The following is a 21119-nucleotide window of genomic DNA, read 5'->3' as shown; positions in this document are numbered from 1 at the left end:
TAATAACACATTACAATCTTATCATTACCTATTATGAAACGAACAAAATTGATTTCATTACTGATGTTGTCGGCGATAGTTATTCCGACCGCAACAGAAGCTCAGACTAAAGTTGCAAAAGATTCTTTATCTGAGACGAAAGAAGTAAAAAACCGCAATGTGATGCTTAATGCGTCAGCAGACAACCAACCTAGACAGATTTCTATCGGTCTGCCATCCAGTCTGTCAGCTTCTATTTATGAAGATGGTCTGCCTGTATCATACAATATATGGCCTTGTCTACCCTATCTTTATTGGACGGGTACAGCCGAGCATGGTCGTATGGGCTTACTATCTCTTGGCGAAAGTGCTATTACCAACGGTGCTGTAAACTATGCTGTACTATCTTATACACGTGAGGGTAGCGACAAGTTTGAAGGTCATGTCAACTACACCACAAACATATTCAATCTGCAACGTTTTGATCTGTCTATTGCCGGACCTATAAAGAATGGATGGAGCTATTCATTCGGTGTATACACCAATCTTGATCCGGGCTCTAACAAGTTGGCCGATGTACAATATTCTACCGACATGAAAATAATCAAGGCTGCTCTTACCAAGACTTTCGCCAATAACAGGGGCAAGATGAGCCTATTTTACAAGTATGCCTATACCAAGAGCATGGGCGACAGCTACGGACCCTTTATATATAATGGTGACGGTAGTGTAAGCGAGTACAACGGATTCCGTCTGGGGCATGATGGATTTTTACCTGCCAACGGCAATATAACATACAAAGATGTTGTTACAGGCGAGACAAAAACTTATGACCGCAAAAACGGTATACATGCACTAAACAATAGTATTGTATTCAATCTTAACTATAACTTGAATAGTAATATGAACCTCGACGTACGTTCTAAGTATAACTACGCCAACTCATACTATTCTACATTAGCATTAGCTGGTACAGGTGTAGCTACAGCCACATCAGGATATACATATGCTTACGACAACGGGAGCCATAATGCAGGCGATGTTTTCACAGGCAAATTCAACAACCGCTACCTGCTTAGGGATATAGGTTGGGAACGCGACTGGATGACAACTGCCGAACTAAAAGGCATTAATAAGAATAGTGCACACAAGTGGCGTTTGGGTATGAACTTCTGGTGGAACCGCCAAAGCATATCTGCCAGCACTGGTGTATATGCTCACACAGTAGAAGCTAATCCGGTATGGCTAGATTTCAATGGAAGTCAAGGCTTTGCCCTAAATACTGGTGGCGAATATTATAACTCACACGAGGTAAAGGCCGCTCTTTATGCATCAGATGACTGGCAGGTAAACAACCGCCTATGGCTATCTGCAGGAGTACGCGGAGAATACTATGGATTGGGCGGAACAGATGCTCTTGCCTATCTCAATGCTACAGACAAAACAGCTACTTATCCAAATAATATCCGTACTATAGGTTATAGCATCAACAATGGTACACTGACACATTTCAGCAACAACTGGATTAACCCTGCTGCAACTATTCAGGGACGTTATACTATCTCTAAAGGCTTCGGTCTATTGGCTGAATATGTTTATGCCATGCAGCATCCTAACTCACAGGATTATGCCGGTCCATACATGCCAATACTTGATCCGGTCAACATCCATCTGGGCCGTGCCGGTATATTCTGGAACAAATCATGGATGAAACTCGTATCTCAGGTTTCTATCATCTCACAGAGCAACTATAAGAGCCGTTCACAATTCACTAACCCTAACAAGGCTTCTGATGTAGTAACGATCCCTATCACAAATAATGTACAGACTATGGGTTGGACAACCGATGTTGTATTAACACCGTTCAAGGGATTCACCTTCCACGGACTACTCACATTACAGGATCCAAAATATAAGAATTTCAATATCACAGCTAATTTCAGCGACGGTACTTCTAAGTCTTACGATTTCAGCAATAAGATCACCACAGGTGTAAGCAAGACCATCATAGAGTTAGACCCTAGTTATATGTTTGGTAAGTTCCGCGTATGGGCTAGTTTCAGATACCAGAGCAAACAATACATCAACAAGACTAACACATTGTATTTCAATGGTCGCTGGGAGACATTCGGTGGTCTGGACTACAGCGTAAATAAGTTCCTGAGTCTGTCATGCAATGTCATCAATTTCTTCAATCAGAAAGGTGCCAGCGGAAGTATCGGTTCAGCCGACTTAGTAGAAGATGTATCAGCATACAAGAATTATCTGATGGCTGGTACATACATACGTCCGTTCACTGTTGAGTTCGCAGCACATATTAATTTCTAAACCAACAAAATATCCTCACCCTCAATACGTTATATAATTGTGTTTGGGTGAGGTTTTATAAAAATAGTATTATGAAAAAACAATTCTTTATCACATTAGCCGCTATGTTCCTTACTATAGGGGCAAGCGCACAAGATGCACCTCAGGCTCAGACTGGGAATGGCACTCTTGAAGGTATCAACGAATCAGGCATCAAGGTATTCAAGGGTGTACCCTTTGCAGCGCCTCCGGTTGGCAACCTCAGATGGGCAGCTCCACAACCTGTACAGAAATGGGATGGCATACGCAAGGCTGATGAGTTCGGACCTAATCCTATGCAAGAAAATGTGTTTGGCGATATGATGTTCGGCACTAAGAAAATGAGTGAAGACTGTCTCTATCTAAATATATGGACTCCAGCCAAGACTATGGACGAGAAATTACCTGTATTCATATACTTCAATGGTGGCGGACTAATGGCCGGCAGTGGCAGTGAACCAAGATATGCAGGTCTGTCAATGGCCCGTAGAGGTATTGTGGCTATCACGGCTAACTATCGTGAAGGCATATTCGGTTTCTTCGCTCATCCACAGTTGAGTAAGGAAACGTCATACAAAGGTTCGGGTAACTACGGGTTCCTGGATCAGGCAGCAGCAATCAAATGGGTAAAAGATAATATTTCAGCATTCGGAGGCGATCCTGACAGGATTACCATTATGGGCGAATCTGCCGGTTCTATGTCTGTAAGTGCGCTCATGGCATCGCCGCTTACACGGAGCCTAATCAGCCAGGCAATGGCTTCAAGCGGTTCGGTACTTAGTTCCAGACCTGTTTTATCTCTCAAAGAGGCCGAAGAGGCAGGTGTGGAGACAACCAAAAGATTAGGATGTAAGTCAATTAAAGAACTTCGTGCTCTCTCTGCAGACGAACTTATGAAGCGTGCCGCCGTAAAGAGTGTACCTTCATATAATATAGACAATTACTTCTTTACTGAACAACCAGCCGAAACTTATGCCAAAGGCGAACAGGCTCAAGTACCATGCCTAATAGGCAACAACTCGTCAGAGATGGTTCCAGCATATATACTGCAAGGTAAACCGGCAACTATAGAGAACTTAAAACCAATAGTTGAGAAGGCATTTAATGTATCAGCCGACAAACTTCTGCCTATGTATGGCATTAATACCGATGCAGACATCATGAAACTTCCGGGGTATCAACTGGCTGGTGATATATTTATTGCTTATGCTACATGGAAATGGATGGATGTACAACAGCAGACTTGCAGCAAACCTGTATACAGATATGTATTCTGCCGTCCACGTCCCGACATGGTTATAAAGAATAAAGAAGCCGGTCTGGCTGGAGGAGTACAAGATAAGAAATCGGATGCACCAGCAGCACCAAAGATTCCGGGAGCGATCCACTCAGCAGACATAGAATACGAAATGGGCAATCTGTCTACAAACAATGTATTTGCATGGAACGCAGACGACTATGCTGTATCTGATATCTTCCAAAGTTATTATGCCAACTTTATTAAGACAGGCAATCCTAACGGTCTTGGTCTTCCTGAATGGACACCAATCAACGGTCAGGCTGTCGCTCCTGTAATGCAGATAGATGTTAACACATATCTTAAAGCAGACCCTCAGATGGAAAATAGGTATAAATTAATTGATAGTGGCAGAAGTGCTATGAACACAGTAAAAAAATAAAGTAACATTTTTGCTTATTCAGGAAAACAGAAGGGCGACTGCATCGATACAGTCGCCCTTTATTTATTTCAGTAATACATTTTCTCTATGGTATCGGCAAACTCCTTTTCATCTATACAAGAACCGTGCCTTACTTTCAACCTATAATTGTATATCGTCTGCGGCGAATAATGAAGGAAATCTGCAATGTTAACACTCTCGGTAATGCCAAGACTTACCAGCGCATAGATACGAAGTTCGGGCGTTAGCACTTCAGCAGAAGGTACAATGATCTTCTTATCCGGCTTCATCAGTTCGTTAAAGCGATCTATAAAGTCTGGATGCAACTGAACGAATGCTTTGTCAAACTGTTTGTAGAAATCTTGCAGATATTCATCCACAGCCGTAGACGAATTAAGCGACTTCTTGGCATTGTCTACTTTTCCTGCAATAAGCATATTATATATGCCACGTTTATATTTCTGAACATCGCTTATATATCTGGATACCAATTGGTATACGTTCATAAAGTTATTGTTGCGTAGCTTCAGTTCATCTTGTAGACGTATGTTATTGTATTTGAGCTGGTCTCTCATGGTATCTCCCTCTTTTACAAGCTCATTAAGTTTGATATTCATCTCCTCTACCCTCTGCATCATCTCTGTCTGATGGCCGCGTTTCTTTATTATAAGTCTGAGCTCTATAAAAATAACGACAAGTGATAGCACAAGTAATGCTATGATTATACCCATGTACGTAGCCCTTCTTTCGAGTGCAGACTCAAAAGCCTTGGATATAATAGAGTAAGCCTTTACTATATCAAGACTTCGACCCATATCCTTATATGCCTTGGCATTATCAGTACAAACCATAGCATAATCAAAGGCACGCTTGCTGTCTTTATCAACATATGGCGACTCAATAAGATATATCAGAGACTGTGCTTCACAGTTGGCCATGCTTATATCGTTTATAGCCGAATGTATGAGATAATAATAATACATCGTCTGATTACCATCCTTATGATAAGACTTTGCCAAGGCAACCTCTATCATTGCAGCCATTATAGAAGGTTGCGGAACAGTCTTAAGGCTTAATCGCATTCTTTCGGGCGCATGGTTACCCAAAACCATAACATTGTAGTAGTCGTAACTCCATGAACCTTTTGGCACATACTTGCCGTATTTTGACCAACAAAGTTTAATATTTATACTATATGGATCTGTTTTGTCGCCCAAACTGAATTTCTGAAGCCGCATATAATATTCTAAAGCAGCGATTGCATATTTGGCCTGCATATTAGGAGCTATCTTCTCTATAGGTCCACAATCTCTCAACTGCACTTTTGCCAAGGCATACTGCCCCCTATAGATAGAAATCAGCAGTTCATCTATTTCTGCCTGTATAAAGAGATCTGATTGTTTCATATCCGATGCAAGTTCCTTACATCTATGGGCATAATAGAGAGCCGAATCGGCATCAAACTTCTGATATTCATCATATAGTCTTTTAGATATCACATACTTGTCATTATCAAAAGTTGTTGTTTTGAGGGTTTTCTTCAACTGGTCTATTTCATCCTGATGGTTCTGCATATAGACATCACGCTTTGCCACGACATCATCCAGGTGCTTCATGGCGGTCTCAAGATCCACCTTCTGTGCCGAACATAATGATGAAACGAAAAAAGAGAATAATAACAGTTTTATTCTTTGAGCTTTCATAATATAAGTTATGGTCCCAAAGATACACATTTCTGACGAATATAAGATATTTTGCAACTAAAAAATTATCTATGTATGACTCTATCAACCGATTTGTCGGATGAACCGTTTTTTTTAGTGTATGCATACCAAGTCAATTTGACTATGTACAAATATAGACTTTTATTTTGAATACAAAAAATGTTTATTAGAAATTATGCACACTAATATTGTTTTTTACATAATAACTTGATGATGACAATAAAATCATTACCGTGAGGTGTAAAATAGTTGGCATAAAAAAGATTGGTAACCAGATGTTAGAACTATAGTTATGACAACCTTTGCTATTTTGAGCAAGCTTGACAGATATAATTGGAATCAGGCATATTCTTCTAAAGTTTTACGATTAAGAGGAGTGATCATTATTATACTCCCCTGAATAATTTAAAACATGAATAAAGCGCAGATTAACTAAAAATAAGCTGTGTGCGAACACAATATATTGATTTACATCAAGAAAAGGTGTATTTATGCATTAAATGTACCTAAAAGTATTGCGCGCAACTGAAAATAACACTATCTTTGCATCATCAAAAGGTTAATAGATTGTTTAGGTTAGTAGTAATAAAAATTTAGGTTTAGTTATTAGGTTTTAAGGTAAAGTTAATAGATTGTACAGGTAATAACTTGGAGACCGTGAGGTTACCAATTATTAAGGAAATATTTTAAAAATAATAATAGGCGTTGAAACTCGTGATTTGAGCTTCAACGTTTTTTTTGTGTGGTTACGCAGATGCCCTAAAGGCTCTGCACAAACATTTTAGGGGTGGTCTTCATCTTACGCTTAAACATCTCTCGGAAATTCTTAACGTCTTTGAATCCACAGCTTTCACAGACGGTCTCAATATTGGTTGCTCCATGCTTAAACATCTGCACAGCCTTATAAATTTTATAATCGTTTATAAACTCGATGAGAGACATTCCTGTCATCTGCTTTACTTTCTTGTAAAGAGAAGAATGACTCATGGCTAGCTTGTCTGCAAGGAAATCAATGCTGAAATCATCATTATTCAGATTGTCGTCTATGACCTCCCTACACCTTAACAAGAATATCTGTTCTTCCTTGGTGTAGTTGTTAGCCTTATTGGTTATGGAACTTGTCAACACGGCATTGTCTGTCTGCTCAATAAGACGATCAATTCTTTTTCTGAGGACCTTGAGTGAAATTGGCTTGGTCACATAAGCATCAGCACCATTATCAAAAGCGGTGAGCATGTCTTCCTCGGAAGTCTTAGCTGTGAATATCAACACTTTTATGCTTGACAGCTTTCTGTCGGCTTTCAGTTTTCCAAGAAATTCTAATCCATTCATTTTCGGCATCATTATGTCGCAGATAATTACATCAGGCAGGTTCTTGACAGCTTGCTCTAAGCCCTCTACTCCATCACAAGCCGTGAACACCTTGAAGTCGGAAACAAGATTGCGCTCTAACAGCTGTATGGTCTGAGGTTCATCATCTATGATAAGCACAGAATGAGTGGCTGTGGGATTGCCAGCCAACTTGGCTACATCAAATGATTCAGGTTCAAGACTATGGTCTGCATCTAAAGCGGACTGACTGCTGTCAATTAAATCATCAGCAGAATGTTTGCGTTTTGGCATTGTGAAAATAAATTCAGAACCTTTTCCCGCCTCACTTTCCAAAGTGATTTTGCCACCATGAAGTTCTACGAAATTCTTCACGACTGATAAACCTATACCGTCGCCCTCACTTTGTTTCTCTCCACGCTCTGTACGGAAGAAGCTTTCGAAGATATTGTCGCGCATTTTTTCGATGATGCCGATTCCATTATCCTTTACAGAAAACTGGACATCATCATCTTTATCTTCTATTGAGAAGACAACATTGCCGCCCTTTTTGGTGTATTTAAACGCATTAGACACTAAATTTGAAATAATCATTTCTAGTTTTTCAGCATCAAATGTAAGCTGAATGTCTGTCTTGTCACACTGGAACTTAAACGAAATGTCTTTCTGTTCGCACAGGTTCACATAGTCCTCTGTAAGATTTTGACAGAATGCCACTACGTTCATGCGTTGCAGAGCCAGTTTGAGTTTATCAGAATCCATCTTTCTGAAATCAATAATGCGGCTGATGAGTTTATTCAGTTTCACCGAACTACGATACATTGCATTGAGATAGGAATAAGGAACATTGACGATTGACGTTTTAACATCCATCAATTCTTCAATCTGTGCTGCAATAAGGAATACAGGCGTGCGCAGTTCGTGAATGATGTTGGTATAAAATGTCATTTTAGCATCATTGAGCTTTTTCATCGTGTCTTTCTCTATCTCGCTTATACGCATATTATGCTTGATATCGAGTTCATAAAGATAGAACTTTAAAGCTGAGACAAACAGGAGAATGAAGAGAATTACCCAAAGTCCAATAGCCCAAGTTGTCTTATACCACGGTGGTGTGACAACGATGTTGAGCACAGCAGACTTTACCCAATGTCCGTTACTGTCAATACACCGCACAAAAAAATCATAAGTTCCAGGCGGAACATTCGTATAAGACACCTCTCGCGAACCAGACAATTCACGCCAAGATGTTTCCAATCCTTTAAGGCGACATGAGAAATGCACACGATTTGGCGATTCAAGTTCGGGTACAGAAAAATGTATCGTAAAAAAGTTCTGATCATGAGAAAGGTTTATGCTCTTTATGCTGTCGCCATAAAGATTAAAGACCTTGTTATTATTGTTCAACAGATTTAGAGATGTGAGACTGACCTTATCATAAAGTTGCCTGTAATGAATTAAGGCAGGATTGAACATGACTAATCCCTTTGTACTTCCAAAAAACATCGTGTGTCCGCTGAAAAGACTTGAATTATAGGTGAAAGTAGATGAAATATTCTCATCGACATCGAATCTTGCAAAAGTCTGAGTTCTGGTATCAAATCTGAACAAACCGTTTTCTGTTCCCATCCACAACTGTCCCTTGTGATCTTCCTCTATGGCTACAACATTATTATCTGTAAGCCCCTGATTATAATCATATTTACGTATTGTTTGCAGCTTTTCATCTATGCAGTATAAGCCATAATATGAAATTGCAATCCACAGCTTATTACGCGAATCTACATAAATATATTTTATGTCATTAGCAGGCAACCTCATCTTCGCCGAGCTTGCGGTATAATGCTTCATGATTTTAAAGCTGCGTCTGTCAACCTTGTAAACTCCGAGATGGCTTGCACCAATCCAAACATAATCGCCCTCACGCTGAATAGCCGAACAATTGGCACCAATAAGAGACTTGATGAGTTTTGCCTTTCCAGTCTTCTTATTAAACACACTGATATTTGGTCCTCCCACCCAGATGTTTCCCAAACCATCATCACACATTGTCCACACATTATTCTCATCATTCAATTTAACTGAGGGCATGCTGAATAATTGGAAACGTGAAGTAGCAATGGAATATTTTGCTAATCCCTTTGTGTAGATTGCCATCCACACATTATCATTATCCTTTAACAACGAAACCACATTATTACCTGCAATATTGCTGTTTGAAGTATTAAGCACCCGTGTCTGCTTCGTAGTCTTATCATAGATATTCAGTCCGCCTCCGTCAAGTCCTATGTAGATTTTGTTGCGGTCGTCAACTACGGCTGTCACAATATCATAGGTAATGCCATGATTTGCCCTACTTAGCATCACGAATTTAGACTGCTTATCTGAATAGAGATTAACTCCAGCACGATAAGAGCCCGCCCATAAGTCATCGTTTTTATCTTTGAATAAAGAATAAATAGCATCACCACTAATATTACTATTCTGCGGTGTACATTTCGTCATCGTTCCATTCTTAGCAAACACTAATCCAGATCCGTCTACGGCAAAAACAGTACTGCCTTTATAATCAACGACATCCATAAGATTATCGGGGACGGCAATGGGAGTCTCATAAAATTTATCTCCCACAACTTTGAACGCAAAGCTTTGGCGTCCAATTCCATTACCAACAAATACAGTATTAGAATTTTTACTGTAATAGATGTTTATATTATAAGTGATGTTTATTTTCTTGTTTATCCGATAAAGGATGTGACTTGCATCACCCGACAACACATAAAGTCCGGCTGAACCAACAGCAAGCAACTTACCATTTTTGAACTTGTTTATCGCATATATTTTGCAACCATGAGTAAGTTTACGAAATCTACAGTCGGCAGAGGCTGCACTTTTTATATAATAATCGCCGTTTTCATCAGCTGCGATAATGTTTCCATGATTTATAAGTAAAGAGTTCATTCTTGACTTTAACATATAAGAGCGTCGCTTATTGGCAACATAAAATTGATGAAAAAGTCCATCGCTGAAAGAATAAAAGTCCACACCCTTATTAATGGCAATAACGAGTCCGTCGCTTACCGGCAATATCTTTCTCACGTTATTGTCTGACAAAGAAAAGGCATCGTTAACATCATGTCTGAATGTAGTAAACAGCATCCCGTCGTAACGGCAAAGGCCATTGAGAGTTCCCATCCAAATAAATCCATGAGAATCCTGATTCACGCAATTCACCGTGTTGTCTGGTAAACCGAATGTATTGTCTATAACTTTAAACTGCTCAGAGGCACTCAATCGGAAAAAAGACAAGATAAAGAATAGCGTAGACCAAGACAGGCGATAATTATTTTTCATGAAAATATACATTCATTAATGATTTGTGCAAAAATACGAAATAAAAAGCTACATCACAAGAAATAAGACAAAATAAAAAAGGTCGATTCTTTATTTAATTAGGAATTTACCAAACATAAAATCTATATATTTCTATTGATAATTAAAAAATTTATGAACATAGAGTTTCATTCCATCACCATTCAAATTTACCGTATTTGACGTACTAATATCATCTTTGAAGAATGCCACTCTGTGTTCTTGTGAGGATGATTTAGCCACAAGAAAAGAATTTCAATGGAAATGGATATTTCAAAATAAAAAATAGTATTTTCATGCTTTGGAATTGAAAAGTATCAAATATTTTTTGTAATTTTACAGCTGAAAATAAATACCAAAAACAAAGCTGAAAGCTCATGGAATAATGTCCATGAAGCTTGCAAACCGATAGATCTCTACCATCATGTTGACCACAACCCACTTGACTTCGTAAGGTTCTTTGTTTAGGCTCACATAATTAAGGCTTGGAAACAAGAATAAATATTTGTGACGTGTGATTTATACTAAGACTGTAGATTAAACCATTTTTTTTTACATAAAAAATAAAAATATGAAAATGTATTTTAGAAAGTGTGTGTTTATCATTTTAGTGATGGTATCAAACAATTTATTTGCCCAAACCAATTTAACCATGAATAAGGACACTTTGGCTGATAAGGCTGGCTGGCTTTGGGAAATAAGCGGTAACGGACTAAGGCAGAAATCCTACCTATTTGGAACATGCCATGGAGATGGGTATAATTATAATAAAGAGGAGATCTTTAAATTTAAAGGACTTGCTGATGTTTTCCAGAAAGTGGGAGTTATTGGTTTTGAAACAAAAAGGAATTTACCGCTAAAAGATTACAAAGAAACTGCAATCACAATTTATAATTGGATGAAAAGGCCAGAGTCCAAATATCTGATGCCTCGGGGGACTTATTATGTAAATCTTTACGATAATAAAACTCAATATTCTGAAGTTCATAAATACTTAAGTGACAACATGTCTGATATTGAATACTGGAAAAAAAAGCCATACTATTGGATACCAAGAATCAGCTATTCGCTATATACAAAGTCTCAGTATGGTATAAAAACGGTTGATGACGTTTTATATGATGAAGCCCTCAAAACGAAAGCTAACATTATAGGCTTAGATGATAATAAAGTGCAACTCACTCTTGTTAATATATTAAAGAATACAGAAAATATTGATAAGCTCCCATTAAAGGAACAAGCCAAGAAGCTTTACCAATTCATACATGCAATAAATTCAACCACGACTAATTCCCAACAAGAATTAACAAAATTGTATTTGGAGAATGATTATTATAAAGTGGAGAGTTATTTTAATTGTCCAGTATTTCAAGATTCTAAAGAGGTTAATGAATTATTAATACGTGACAGAAATCAAAAATGGGTTCCTATTATCGAGAGAAACATTAATAACCATTCATGTTTATTTGCATTTGGTCTTAGACATTTGATGGGAGAATATTCCATCATAAAGATGCTTTGTGCCAAAGGTTACACGATAAAACCTGTTTTATAATAAATAAAAAAAGGTCGATTCTCAATAAAAATCAAGAATCGACCAAACATTAAATCTATATAGTCCTATTGAGAATTATATCTTTATTGATAAACACGTACATAATCAATGTAGTATTTCATAGGGAAAGCACTATTATCAATGCTTCCACCATTATCTCCACCCAAAGCAAGATTCAACCAGATAAGATCACCAAAGTCTGTAACTGTATTACTAAAAGGATTCATGCCGCCACCACTAGGAGCACCACCACCATTGCCATTTACAGTCTTTGATGTGCTTATTTCATTTATTAGTTCATCATCAATATAGATCTTCATACTATCGCTAGTCCAATCCAAACGCCAGATGTGATATTTTGACGCCCAGTCCTTATCCTTGCTTATGAAATTATCCATAGGTACAACCTTAGACTGCCAGTTTCCACTCCATCGCTTGTCAGAGCCCCAGCAATAGTTAGCATGAATAGCAGGAACTCCACCAGAAGGATAAGACTCTAGAATGTCTATCTCACCACCAAGAGGCCATTCCCAAGTGTTTCCAACTTGCCAGATAGCAGGCCAAGAACCACTTGCTGTAGGAATCTTTGCACGTACAAGCACAGTACCATATTTGTAGATGTACTTGCTTTGCATAGAAGCACTTGTGTATTCAGCATATTGTCTGTTTTGCTTCCAATCAGAACTTCCTGACTGATAATTTGGATTGTTTACTCTTTCCTTTCTGCCCTCAATCAGACAAGCACCCTTGCCGTCAAGATATGCATTGTCTGCCTGATACCACTGATCTTCGTGATTGCGCTGAAATCCGTTCTCAAAAGACCATTTATTGCCATCAGGCTTTCCTGTTCCATTGAACTCATCATTCCAAACAAGAGTTTTTCCGTTAAATTGCTGTTTTGGAGTTGTCTCGTCAGGCTTTGTTGGATCTTGGGTAGGCAATGTAACATAAAGCATCATTGTGCTAACCTTGTCGTTGATTTTATAATCAGAAGAGTTTTTCAACGAAATAGGCAATACGAAGAAAGCATCGGTATTTTCGTTTCTTACAGGATTAGCCAACAAAGTGCCACGATGAATCGTTATCGTCACATCATCTGATTTTGTCTGACCAGCTTTCAATGTAATCTCTTTTGATGATAAGCTATAAGCATCTGTAGGCATTAAAACAGCATTTGCATATTTAGCATAAACACCGCCTGTTGAAGCCAAAGCTATTGCCTGATTCAAAGAATCACTATTGACAACAATATCGGCTTTGCAATCATTGTCAGCTTTCTGGTTTAGATACAAAGAAGTGTTGATTGTTATTGTGGTGTCTGTCTTTTGACCTTCCTTCAATCCTAAAGAAGAATTACATTCATTTCCGTTCCAGACTTGACGAGCCTGATTCAGTGCCAGCCACTTATAAGAGCCACTGTTCACATCGGCACGATCTTCAAATTCCTTGCATGCTGATAATGAGCTTGCTGCCCAAAAAGCAGCAAACATCACCATCATGCTTTTAATATTAATCTTGTTCATTGTATTTTTATTTTGATTCAGGATCATTAATTATTATTTGAGCATCATAGAAAGCAAACTCAGAAAGATTAAAATACTTGACATCACCAAAAGTCTTGGTTACGACAAATCTGAAATGAGTAAAATCATTCTTTGCAGAATAAACATCAGAGGTGTATTCTGCTTTACTTCCTGAAGGAAGATTTGTATTTACGGTTCCTATCGTCTCCCAATTTGTGCCATCGCTACTTACCTGAAGGTCAAAAGCTTGAGGACCAACTTGTGAGCCACTACGGTTTTTATACCAAATGACAAAATTCTTATGACTCTCATTCAAATCAATCTGAATATATTGAGGCAAAGGCTTCTGAGGGCTACTCCATCTTGTATGGAAGAATGTATTAACATCACCATCAATAAGATTCTTGATAGGTCCTTCTGTAGGTTCCTGATTATCTGTGCTCAACTGACTTGCAGTCAATGCGACCTTGGTTTTGTTGACCGTCACAATAGCCTTTGCCCTACCCGACATTGCATTGAAATCAGTGACACCGCCCTTATCGTTTTGAGCATTGTAGGCTTGGAAATGAAAAGAATAGGCTCCGTATTTCCTCAGCGTATTGCTGATAACAAGAGAATCGGTATATTTTGAAACTACAGTAGTAACCAACTTATTATCAGAAGGATTTACATAAGAAATCTTCATATACTCATAAGCAGGAGATGCCTGTTTCCATTTAAGTTTTATACTTCCAGGCAATGAATCATACGAAATAGCCGAAGCATCCAGAGTCACTGGTTTTTCTGTATATCCAGAGAATTCAATGTTTGTGAAGTTGTCGCTACAAGAAGAGACAACACCGCAAAACGCAAAGACCAATATAATATATTTGATTTTTTTCATTGTTGTATAATTTATATTATTTATCCCAACCTGGATTCTGTGTGAAATTAGAATTATTATGCTTTAATATTTCAGACTGAGGTATCGGGAATAAATACATTTTATCATCCCAATTACGCTTCACAACTTCACGATTATAAGAGAAAGAACCATCTTGATTTTTCACGATGTGCATCTCTGTTATTGAAGATAACTTGCTGCCTTCTTTCCAACGGCGCAAATCCCAAAAACGGTGTCCTTCAAAAGCAAGCTCTACCATACGCTCGTTCTCGTATTTATTCCAAAAAGCGTCATTTGAAAGTCCTGCAGGAAATGCTGGCATCTTCACATCACTTCTGTTACGTATCACATTTACAGCTTCACTTGCAGACATTGTAAGTTCTACATTTTTTGCATCAGCATTACCAAGGTATTTAAACACGGCCTCAGCATAGTCAAGATAGAACTCGCCCAATCTATAAGTTATCCATGAATGGCGCTTACTGTTAGAATTGGTTGCAGAAACATTTACAGATGCATCAAGATACTTTTTGAGGTAATATCCTGTTGGAGTAGCTCCAGCGATAGGTTCACCATTCACACCACCATAATAAGTTTGTAATGGAGTGGAATTATATGTAGGCCAAGACTTGTCGCCATTCAAAGCAACTGTCATTCCCAAACGAGGATCACGATTATCATAAGGTTTATCTGGATTATACCCACTTCCATTCTCATTCCAACGCATGCCCGTAGTCTTCATTTCATAGGCATCAACAAGAGTCTGAGTAGGACAATTGCCAGAATTTCCACCTTCAACACCAATAGGGAAATTATTACGTTCAAGACTGTTTAGGTCTCCGATTCTCCTAACATAAATCATTTCTGATGCCTTCCAGTTATCAGCACCCCACAAGTCACTATACTTACCGAGTTTCACATTATATTTTCCACATGAATCAATGACAGCCTTACTTGCCAAAGCAGCCTTATGCCATCTTTCAACGTCACTTTTTTCATTGAACAATGGACTTGCCTGATAAAGCAAAGTTCTTGCTTTGAGTGCCAACACAGCAAGTTTGCTAGCCCTTCCTGTTTCGTTTGCAGCAGCATCATTGCCTAATTTTGAATAGTCAGCAGGTAGGCTATCGCAAATTGCGTCACATTCTCCAACGATAAACTTAAAGATATCATCGGCTGGAGTTCTTCCTAGACTATTTGCTTGTTTATCCGTAAGAACTTCTGTAGTGAATGGAACGGCACCATACTGTCTGGCAAGATTGAAATAATAATATGCACGAAGGAAACGTACTTCAAATTTCAATCTTTTGAAACGACTCATCTGAGCAATGTAATCCTGATTGAATTTATACTGTGAGAAATCACATTTATCACAGGTTGCAAGATAATAGTTAGCTTCACGTATCGCAGAATAGCTGTCAGACCAAATGTTAGACTTTGAATTAGATGGACTCCATGCTCCATTTGTAAAGTCGTTAACGCTACCTGAGCGCCAAGCATATTCCGACTCATCGCTGGCAGAAGCCAACATACCATTGCCATAAGAGCCGAAATCATAATCTAGCTTACCATATATATTTGTAACAAAGCCAACTGTGTTGGAAAATTCAGTGAACACATAATCCTTATCGTAATTATTGAATTCAGTGTAATCAAGTTCATCGTTACATGCTGCAAGCATCAATAAGCAGATTGAACCGCCGATTATTGTTTTTATTTTCATTGTTGTATAGATTAAAATTAGAAACCAAGAGCAACTCCCACTACAACAGAGCGAGTTAATGGATAATTATTTCCATATTGTTCAGGGTCTGACTGTTTAACATGATCAAAGCACAACAGATCAACACCTCTTACATAAACCTTTGCGGTCTTAATGTATTTTGTCTTAGCTAGTAAAGAATTAGCAAACTTGTAATACAATTCTATATTTCTCAACTTCAAGAATGAACGGTCTTCCAACCAAACAGAATTTGTTCGGAAGTTATTTTCATTACTCTCTGATGTAAGACGTGGGAATTTGGCATCGGTGTTTTCTGGAGTCCAACGATTCTCATAATAATAGTTACTAATATTGGTGTTGTTTATCAAAGGCCAATACATTGACTTTGTATTCAATACAGCAGTATAGTTACCTACGCCTTGGAACATTGCGTTGAAACCAAAGCCCTTGTATTCCATTCCTATGTGGAAAGAATAATAGATTTCTGGGCAAACGTAATTGTAACCTAACTTAACCTCATCATTTTCATTAATGAGTCCATCGCCATTCTGATCCTTATACTTGATGTCTCCAGGCTTTACCTGAGAGAATTGTTGTGCAGGGCTGTTATCAATATCTGCTTGATCCTTGAAGAAACCAATTGCCTGCAAACCATAGATCTGCTCAACAGAATTGTTAGTACGTCTCAAATAATTGTATGCACGTGGTTCCTCACGCTCGTCAACGATTTTATTCTTTGACAATGTAAAATTAAGACCACCATTAACCAACAAGTCACTGGTGATGTTCTTTGTATAGTCTGTTCCTAATTCGAATCCCCAGTTATCTACAATTCCACCATTAATATACGGACTATCAGCACCAAGAACAGCAGAATTAGTACCACCAGCAGATACCCATATATCACTTCTGCGCTGATAGAATCCTTCTAATGTTACATTCAATCCTTTAAACAAAGAAGCGTCTAGACCTAGATTATACTTATAACTCTTCTCGTTGGTGAAACTTGTTGAAGCCAAACGACCTTCCTGCCATCCACTACTCCAATCATAGTTTCCACCGAGATTATATCCACTACCACCAGTGAAAGCCTGTTCCCAATATCCTTCAGCAGGAATATTGTCAACATTGATTATACCCCATGATGCACGTAATTTCAAGAAATCAACAAAAGAGATATTCTTCATGAAGTTTTCCTTTGACAGCAACCAAGCAGCAGAAACTGTAGGAGAGAATGCCCAACGATGACCGGGGGCCAACTTGTTTGAGGCAGCCATCGTCAAAGACAAATCTGCATAATACTTTCCCTTATAACCATAATGATTATACAAAGAAGCACTGTTACGATACCAAGTATTATTCTGTCCGTTACTATTTCGGTACTCATAATTCCACATAAGTACAGAAGATATTGAATGGTCACCAAATGTTCTATCATAATTGGCACCAATGCCGAAATTAAAATTCTTGTTTTGCCAGTCAAGTTTACTATCTGAACTCATTGTTCCATCCTTACCACCTGTATAATGAGAATATGCAGAAGGCTCGCCATTTGTCCATTCAGACACAGCATCACTGCCAAACTTATACTCTCTTGTATGGTTTTCCCAATATGCAGAGATATTATCGTAAGCTAATCTTGTCCATGCACTAAGTCCCTTTGTGACTGCTGATAAATCCTGATTTAACGTCAAGTCGGCAAACAAAGCTCTAGTGTGTGCTTTGCTATAAGCACGACCTTCTGTAAGTGCAACAGGATTAGAATATCCGTCCCATGTGGCATTACCACCCCATAATCCACTTTCAGTTTTAATTGGGAAAGATGCAGCTGGTACTGTATAAATTTTATCCCACAAGTTATCGCTTGACAGTCCTGGTCGGAGAGTTTCCAATAAAGTTCCATCAATATTAACAAGAACCTTAGTTGTATTTGTCAAGTCAATATCAAGGTTGGTTCTGAAATTGGCTTTAGAATATTTATTCTGTGTTGAATATCCATCATTCATATTAGGATGAGCAACAAATCCTTGGTTGTCCTGAAGATTAATCAATGTGTAATAACGCATTCGTGTACCACCTCCACGGAAACTAAGATTAAAGATATTACTTGCACCTACATCTTTGAAACATTCTTTTATCCAATCTACATTAGGATAAAGGTATGGATATTTGCCTGACTGGAAAGCATTAAGCTCCAAAGCTGAATATTTAGGAGACTTACCGTCATTAACGAAAGCCTCATTCATTGCATTGGCATAAGTATATGCATCAGCAAATTCAGGTCTGCGCTCTTCCCAATTAAATGCATGGTCGTAAGAAAAATTTATCTCATTGCTTTTGTATTTACCACGCTTTGTTATAATATTAATTGCACCGTTTGCGCCTTTGTATCCATATAAAGCTACAGCAGGAGCATCCTTTAATACAATTACATTTTCTACCTCTTCTGGAGTAATATAAGAAATATTTCTCTCAATACCATCAACCATCACCAATGGATTCTTGCCAGCAAGAGTCTGCAATCCTCTTACATAGAAAGTTGGCTCATAAGAAGAGTAATCACCTGTACCTTGCAATGTTGTTAAACCAAGAACATTACCAAATAGAGAATTACCTATATTCTTTGCAGAACGATTATTGAAATCTGAATTTGCTGCAGAGGCAACAGACATTGTCGACTCACCAACAGTTTGCTTTATACCAAAGCCAATGTTAACGGGTTGAGAAGCATAGTCCATGACTATTTTTATATGTTTATTGCCATTCACAACAACCTGTTTCTTTGACTGATCAGGAGCATCTACAATCAATTTATCATTCTGCGATGCACTAATTTCAAACTGTCCATGACTGTCGGAATATACTTTTATTTCAGGAGCACTAAGCACACCAATCATAGCACCCGATACAGGATTACCAGATTTATCAACAATTTCACCTACAATATTATCGGCAAGCCCCTGTGCAAAAGAGTTTATGCCAAGCATTAATGTTGCAGCTAATAATATATGTCGTTTCATATAATAATATTATTTGTATTCTTTCATTTAAAAAATTACCAACCAGGATTTTGTGTCAATCCATACCCCTTATTTATTTCTGTTGGTGGGAAAGCTGACAAATACCATTTAGTATCAAAATTTGTCCACCATACTCGGGCAACATTTCCTAATGGGAATTTTTCATATCTGAAATGTGTAGGCTGCGATGCCTCCCAACCTTCACTGCCTTGTTTTTTATCAGAATAAGAGAAATTATAATCCTTGCCATCCTTCTGTCTGAATATTCTAAGTCCGTGAAGTGTTCTCTCGAAAAGATCAGCTCTTCTATAACGAATCATGTCAAAGAATCTGGTATCTTCAAATCCTAGTTCACAGGCACGTTCATTAAGAATAGCATTTATTAAGTTAGTCTTATCATTGAAATCTGTTTCAGGCTGACTTTCCTTTAACCCTTTGAGACCGACACGTGAACGCACAACATTAACTTGCTTTATCGCATCATCAAAACTGTTGTTCTGTGCTAATGCCTCGGCATAAATCAAATACATTTCAGAGAGTCGCAGATAAGGCCAACATGTAACCCTACCCTTTTCATCATCCTTATTCATATAGAATTTATTATTGGCTAGACCTGTTGCATATTGTCCAGATTCAGATGAAGGACCACTGCTAGCTTCTCGACCATTAATCCACAGCTCTCCACGGCGACCGCTCATATTACCATTATCGTTAAGACTCCATTGTACATTATTCACAATCATAGTCTCATATAAACGAGGATCACGAGTAAGATCAAAGTTTTTATCCTTATTAACAAACATCGTGTCAAGACTGTTGTTTTTGCTCTCCTTATTAAAATCAAACGGTCTACCGTCTTTCCAAGAGAACATTTCCATATAATCTTCTGTCGGAGTGTATCCACCAAATCCATTCCATTCTGTTACAAACTTAGAATCCCAGTCACTCCAGTCACCAGCATAACCTTTATACTTTACGCGAGTAGAGATAAGCATTTCAGTTGTTCCACGACTAGAATATGCATTACGGAACGCTGCACGATATTGTCCTGGAGTAGTTCCAGCAGCTTGAACTAACTGATAATATCCATTGGTCTGAACAGCATCAAAGAAATCCTTACAAGCCTGCAAACATGCTGTCCACAGTTCCGGTTTGTATCCACCATACCAAGACTGATGTTTATCATTAGCCTCTTGGTTTCCTGTTGTGCAATAAGGGGTTGCAGAATTGAATAATGGAGATGCAGCAAAAACTAATATCTTACATTTCAATCCCATTGCGGCAGCCTTAGTAAAGCGTCCGTCCCAGTTAGATCTATCTGCTTCATCAAGAACCCATGGTAATTGAGGAGCAGCTTCGTCCAACAACTTAACCATAAAATTAACAGTTTCTTCTACAGTCGCACGAGGCAAATCATAAACGCCTTCTGTACCGTCAAAAGACTGTTTTGCAATAGGCAGTCCACCATAATGACGGAACATATCAAAATAACGTGAAGCTATAATACATTTTGCCTCAGCCTTAAGACGTGTTTTTTCAGCATCATCTATACCAGGAGTTTTATCTACATTCTCCAAGAATATATATGCCGCCCTAACAGCTGACCAGACATTCTCGCCACTATAATTAAATTTACCGGCATTACCAGGAAGGTAAGTACCTGAATAAAACTGGCGGTTTACTTCGTCCCAAGAATTGTGACTATGCCAACTATCAGAAAGAGCCTCAAATACTCCAGTATTCATTTTAACACCTACACCACCGTCCCAATAATATGGAAGACCATAATATAGTTTACTGTATGTATTCCAAAGGAAATCTCTTGTATATTCTGCATTATTAAAGATAGTATCTTTAGTTACATCACCACCAGGAGCTTTTTCCAAAAAGCTGTTGCCGAATTTGACTTCATCCACACAACCTGAGGTCACACTTAACGCCAAGAGCGCAATAGCTCCTAAAAATATATGTTTTAATTTCATATTG

General features: G+C 38.2%; 10 protein-coding genes. 3 read left to right on the top strand and 7 right to left on the bottom strand.

Annotated elements, in window-relative coordinates; translation table 11 throughout:
* The first annotated feature begins 33 nt into the window (after nt 1-33).
* Nucleotides 34-2307, top strand: a complete 2274-nt coding sequence (locus HEQ28_RS12175) for a 2,6-beta-D-fructofuranosidase (RefSeq protein ID WP_434502800.1) — start codon at nt 34-36, stop codon at nt 2305-2307.
* A gap of 71 nt (nt 2308-2378) precedes the next feature.
* On the top strand, nt 2379-4004 hold the full coding sequence (locus HEQ28_RS12170; RefSeq protein WP_434502798.1) for a carboxylesterase/lipase family protein: 1626 nt from the start codon (nt 2379-2381) through the stop codon (nt 4002-4004).
* A gap of 68 nt (nt 4005-4072) precedes the next feature.
* Here the strand turns inward: HEQ28_RS12170 and HEQ28_RS12165 are convergent, their stop codons facing one another.
* The gene (locus HEQ28_RS12165) at nt 4073-5707 is read right to left on the bottom strand and encodes a DUF6377 domain-containing protein (RefSeq protein ID WP_434502796.1); all 1635 of its coding nucleotides are present in this window, start codon (nt 5705-5707) and stop codon (nt 4073-4075) included.
* A gap of 780 nt (nt 5708-6487) precedes the next feature.
* The gene (locus HEQ28_RS12160) at nt 6488-10411 is read right to left on the bottom strand and encodes a hybrid sensor histidine kinase/response regulator transcription factor (RefSeq protein WP_434502794.1); all 3924 of its coding nucleotides are present in this window, start codon (nt 10409-10411) and stop codon (nt 6488-6490) included.
* A 670-nt stretch (nt 10412-11081) separates the two neighbouring features.
* Here HEQ28_RS12160 and HEQ28_RS12155 point away from each other — a divergent pair.
* Nucleotides 11082-11984, top strand: a complete 903-nt coding sequence (locus tag HEQ28_RS12155) for a TraB/GumN family protein (protein WP_434502792.1) — start codon at nt 11082-11084, stop codon at nt 11982-11984.
* An 83-nt stretch (nt 11985-12067) separates the two neighbouring features.
* On the opposite strand, the gene HEQ28_RS12150 is transcribed toward HEQ28_RS12155, so the two are convergent.
* From HEQ28_RS12150 to HEQ28_RS12130, 5 genes are read right to left on the bottom strand one after another with little or no spacing between them, the layout of a single operon-like run.
* A complete protein-coding gene (locus HEQ28_RS12150) occupies nt 12068-13507 on the bottom strand; it encodes a BT_3987 domain-containing protein (protein WP_434502790.1) in 1440 nt (479 codons plus the stop codon).
* Nucleotides 13508-13514: 7 nt separating this feature from the next.
* Nucleotides 13515-14390 (bottom strand): discoidin domain-containing protein, encoded by an 876-nt coding sequence (locus HEQ28_RS12145; RefSeq protein WP_434502788.1) that lies wholly within the window; start codon nt 14388-14390, stop codon nt 13515-13517.
* 16 nt (nt 14391-14406) lie between these two features.
* The gene (locus HEQ28_RS12140) at nt 14407-16113 is read right to left on the bottom strand and encodes a RagB/SusD family nutrient uptake outer membrane protein (protein WP_434502786.1); all 1707 of its coding nucleotides are present in this window, start codon (nt 16111-16113) and stop codon (nt 14407-14409) included.
* 17 nt (nt 16114-16130) lie between these two features.
* Nucleotides 16131-19133, bottom strand: coding sequence for a SusC/RagA family TonB-linked outer membrane protein (locus HEQ28_RS12135; RefSeq protein ID WP_434502784.1), 3003 nt, complete (start codon nt 19131-19133; stop codon nt 16131-16133).
* Nucleotides 19134-19168: 35 nt separating this feature from the next.
* Complete coding sequence (locus HEQ28_RS12130; RefSeq protein WP_434502782.1) at nt 19169-21115, bottom strand: RagB/SusD family nutrient uptake outer membrane protein; 1947 nt, start codon at nt 21113-21115, stop codon at nt 19169-19171.
* Nucleotides 21116-21119 lie beyond the last annotated feature (4 nt).

It is taken from the genome of Prevotella sp. (assembly GCF_051059605.1).
GTDB lineage: Bacteria > Bacteroidota > Bacteroidia > Bacteroidales > Bacteroidaceae > Prevotella.
The sequence above is the reverse complement of the archived record's forward strand: the minus strand, read 5'-3'. Positions and strand labels throughout refer to the sequence as shown.

Excerpts from the sequence above, each read along its gene's own strand:
- HEQ28_RS12130 (WP_434502782.1), bottom strand. The coding sequence starts at position 21,115 with ATGAAATTAAAACATATATTTTTAGGAGCTATTGCGCTCTTGGCGTTA.
- HEQ28_RS12145 (WP_434502788.1), bottom strand. The coding sequence starts at position 14,390 with ATGAAAAAAATCAAATATATTATATTGGTCTTTGCGTTTTGCGGTGTT.
- HEQ28_RS12135 (WP_434502784.1), bottom strand. The coding sequence starts at position 19,133 with ATGAAACGACATATATTATTAGCTGCAACATTAATGCTTGGCATAAAC.
- HEQ28_RS12155 (WP_434502792.1), top strand. The coding sequence starts at position 11,082 with ATGAATAAGGACACTTTGGCTGATAAGGCTGGCTGGCTTTGGGAAATA.
- HEQ28_RS12165 (WP_434502796.1), bottom strand. The coding sequence starts at position 5,707 with ATGAAAGCTCAAAGAATAAAACTGTTATTATTCTCTTTTTTCGTTTCA.
- HEQ28_RS12140 (WP_434502786.1), bottom strand. The coding sequence starts at position 16,113 with ATGAAAATAAAAACAATAATCGGCGGTTCAATCTGCTTATTGATGCTT.
- HEQ28_RS12175 (WP_434502800.1), top strand. The coding sequence starts at position 34 with ATGAAACGAACAAAATTGATTTCATTACTGATGTTGTCGGCGATAGTT.
- HEQ28_RS12150 (WP_434502790.1), bottom strand. The coding sequence starts at position 13,507 with ATGAACAAGATTAATATTAAAAGCATGATGGTGATGTTTGCTGCTTTT.
- HEQ28_RS12170 (WP_434502798.1), top strand. The coding sequence starts at position 2,379 with ATGAAAAAACAATTCTTTATCACATTAGCCGCTATGTTCCTTACTATA.
- HEQ28_RS12160 (WP_434502794.1), bottom strand. The coding sequence starts at position 10,411 with ATGAAAAATAATTATCGCCTGTCTTGGTCTACGCTATTCTTTATCTTG.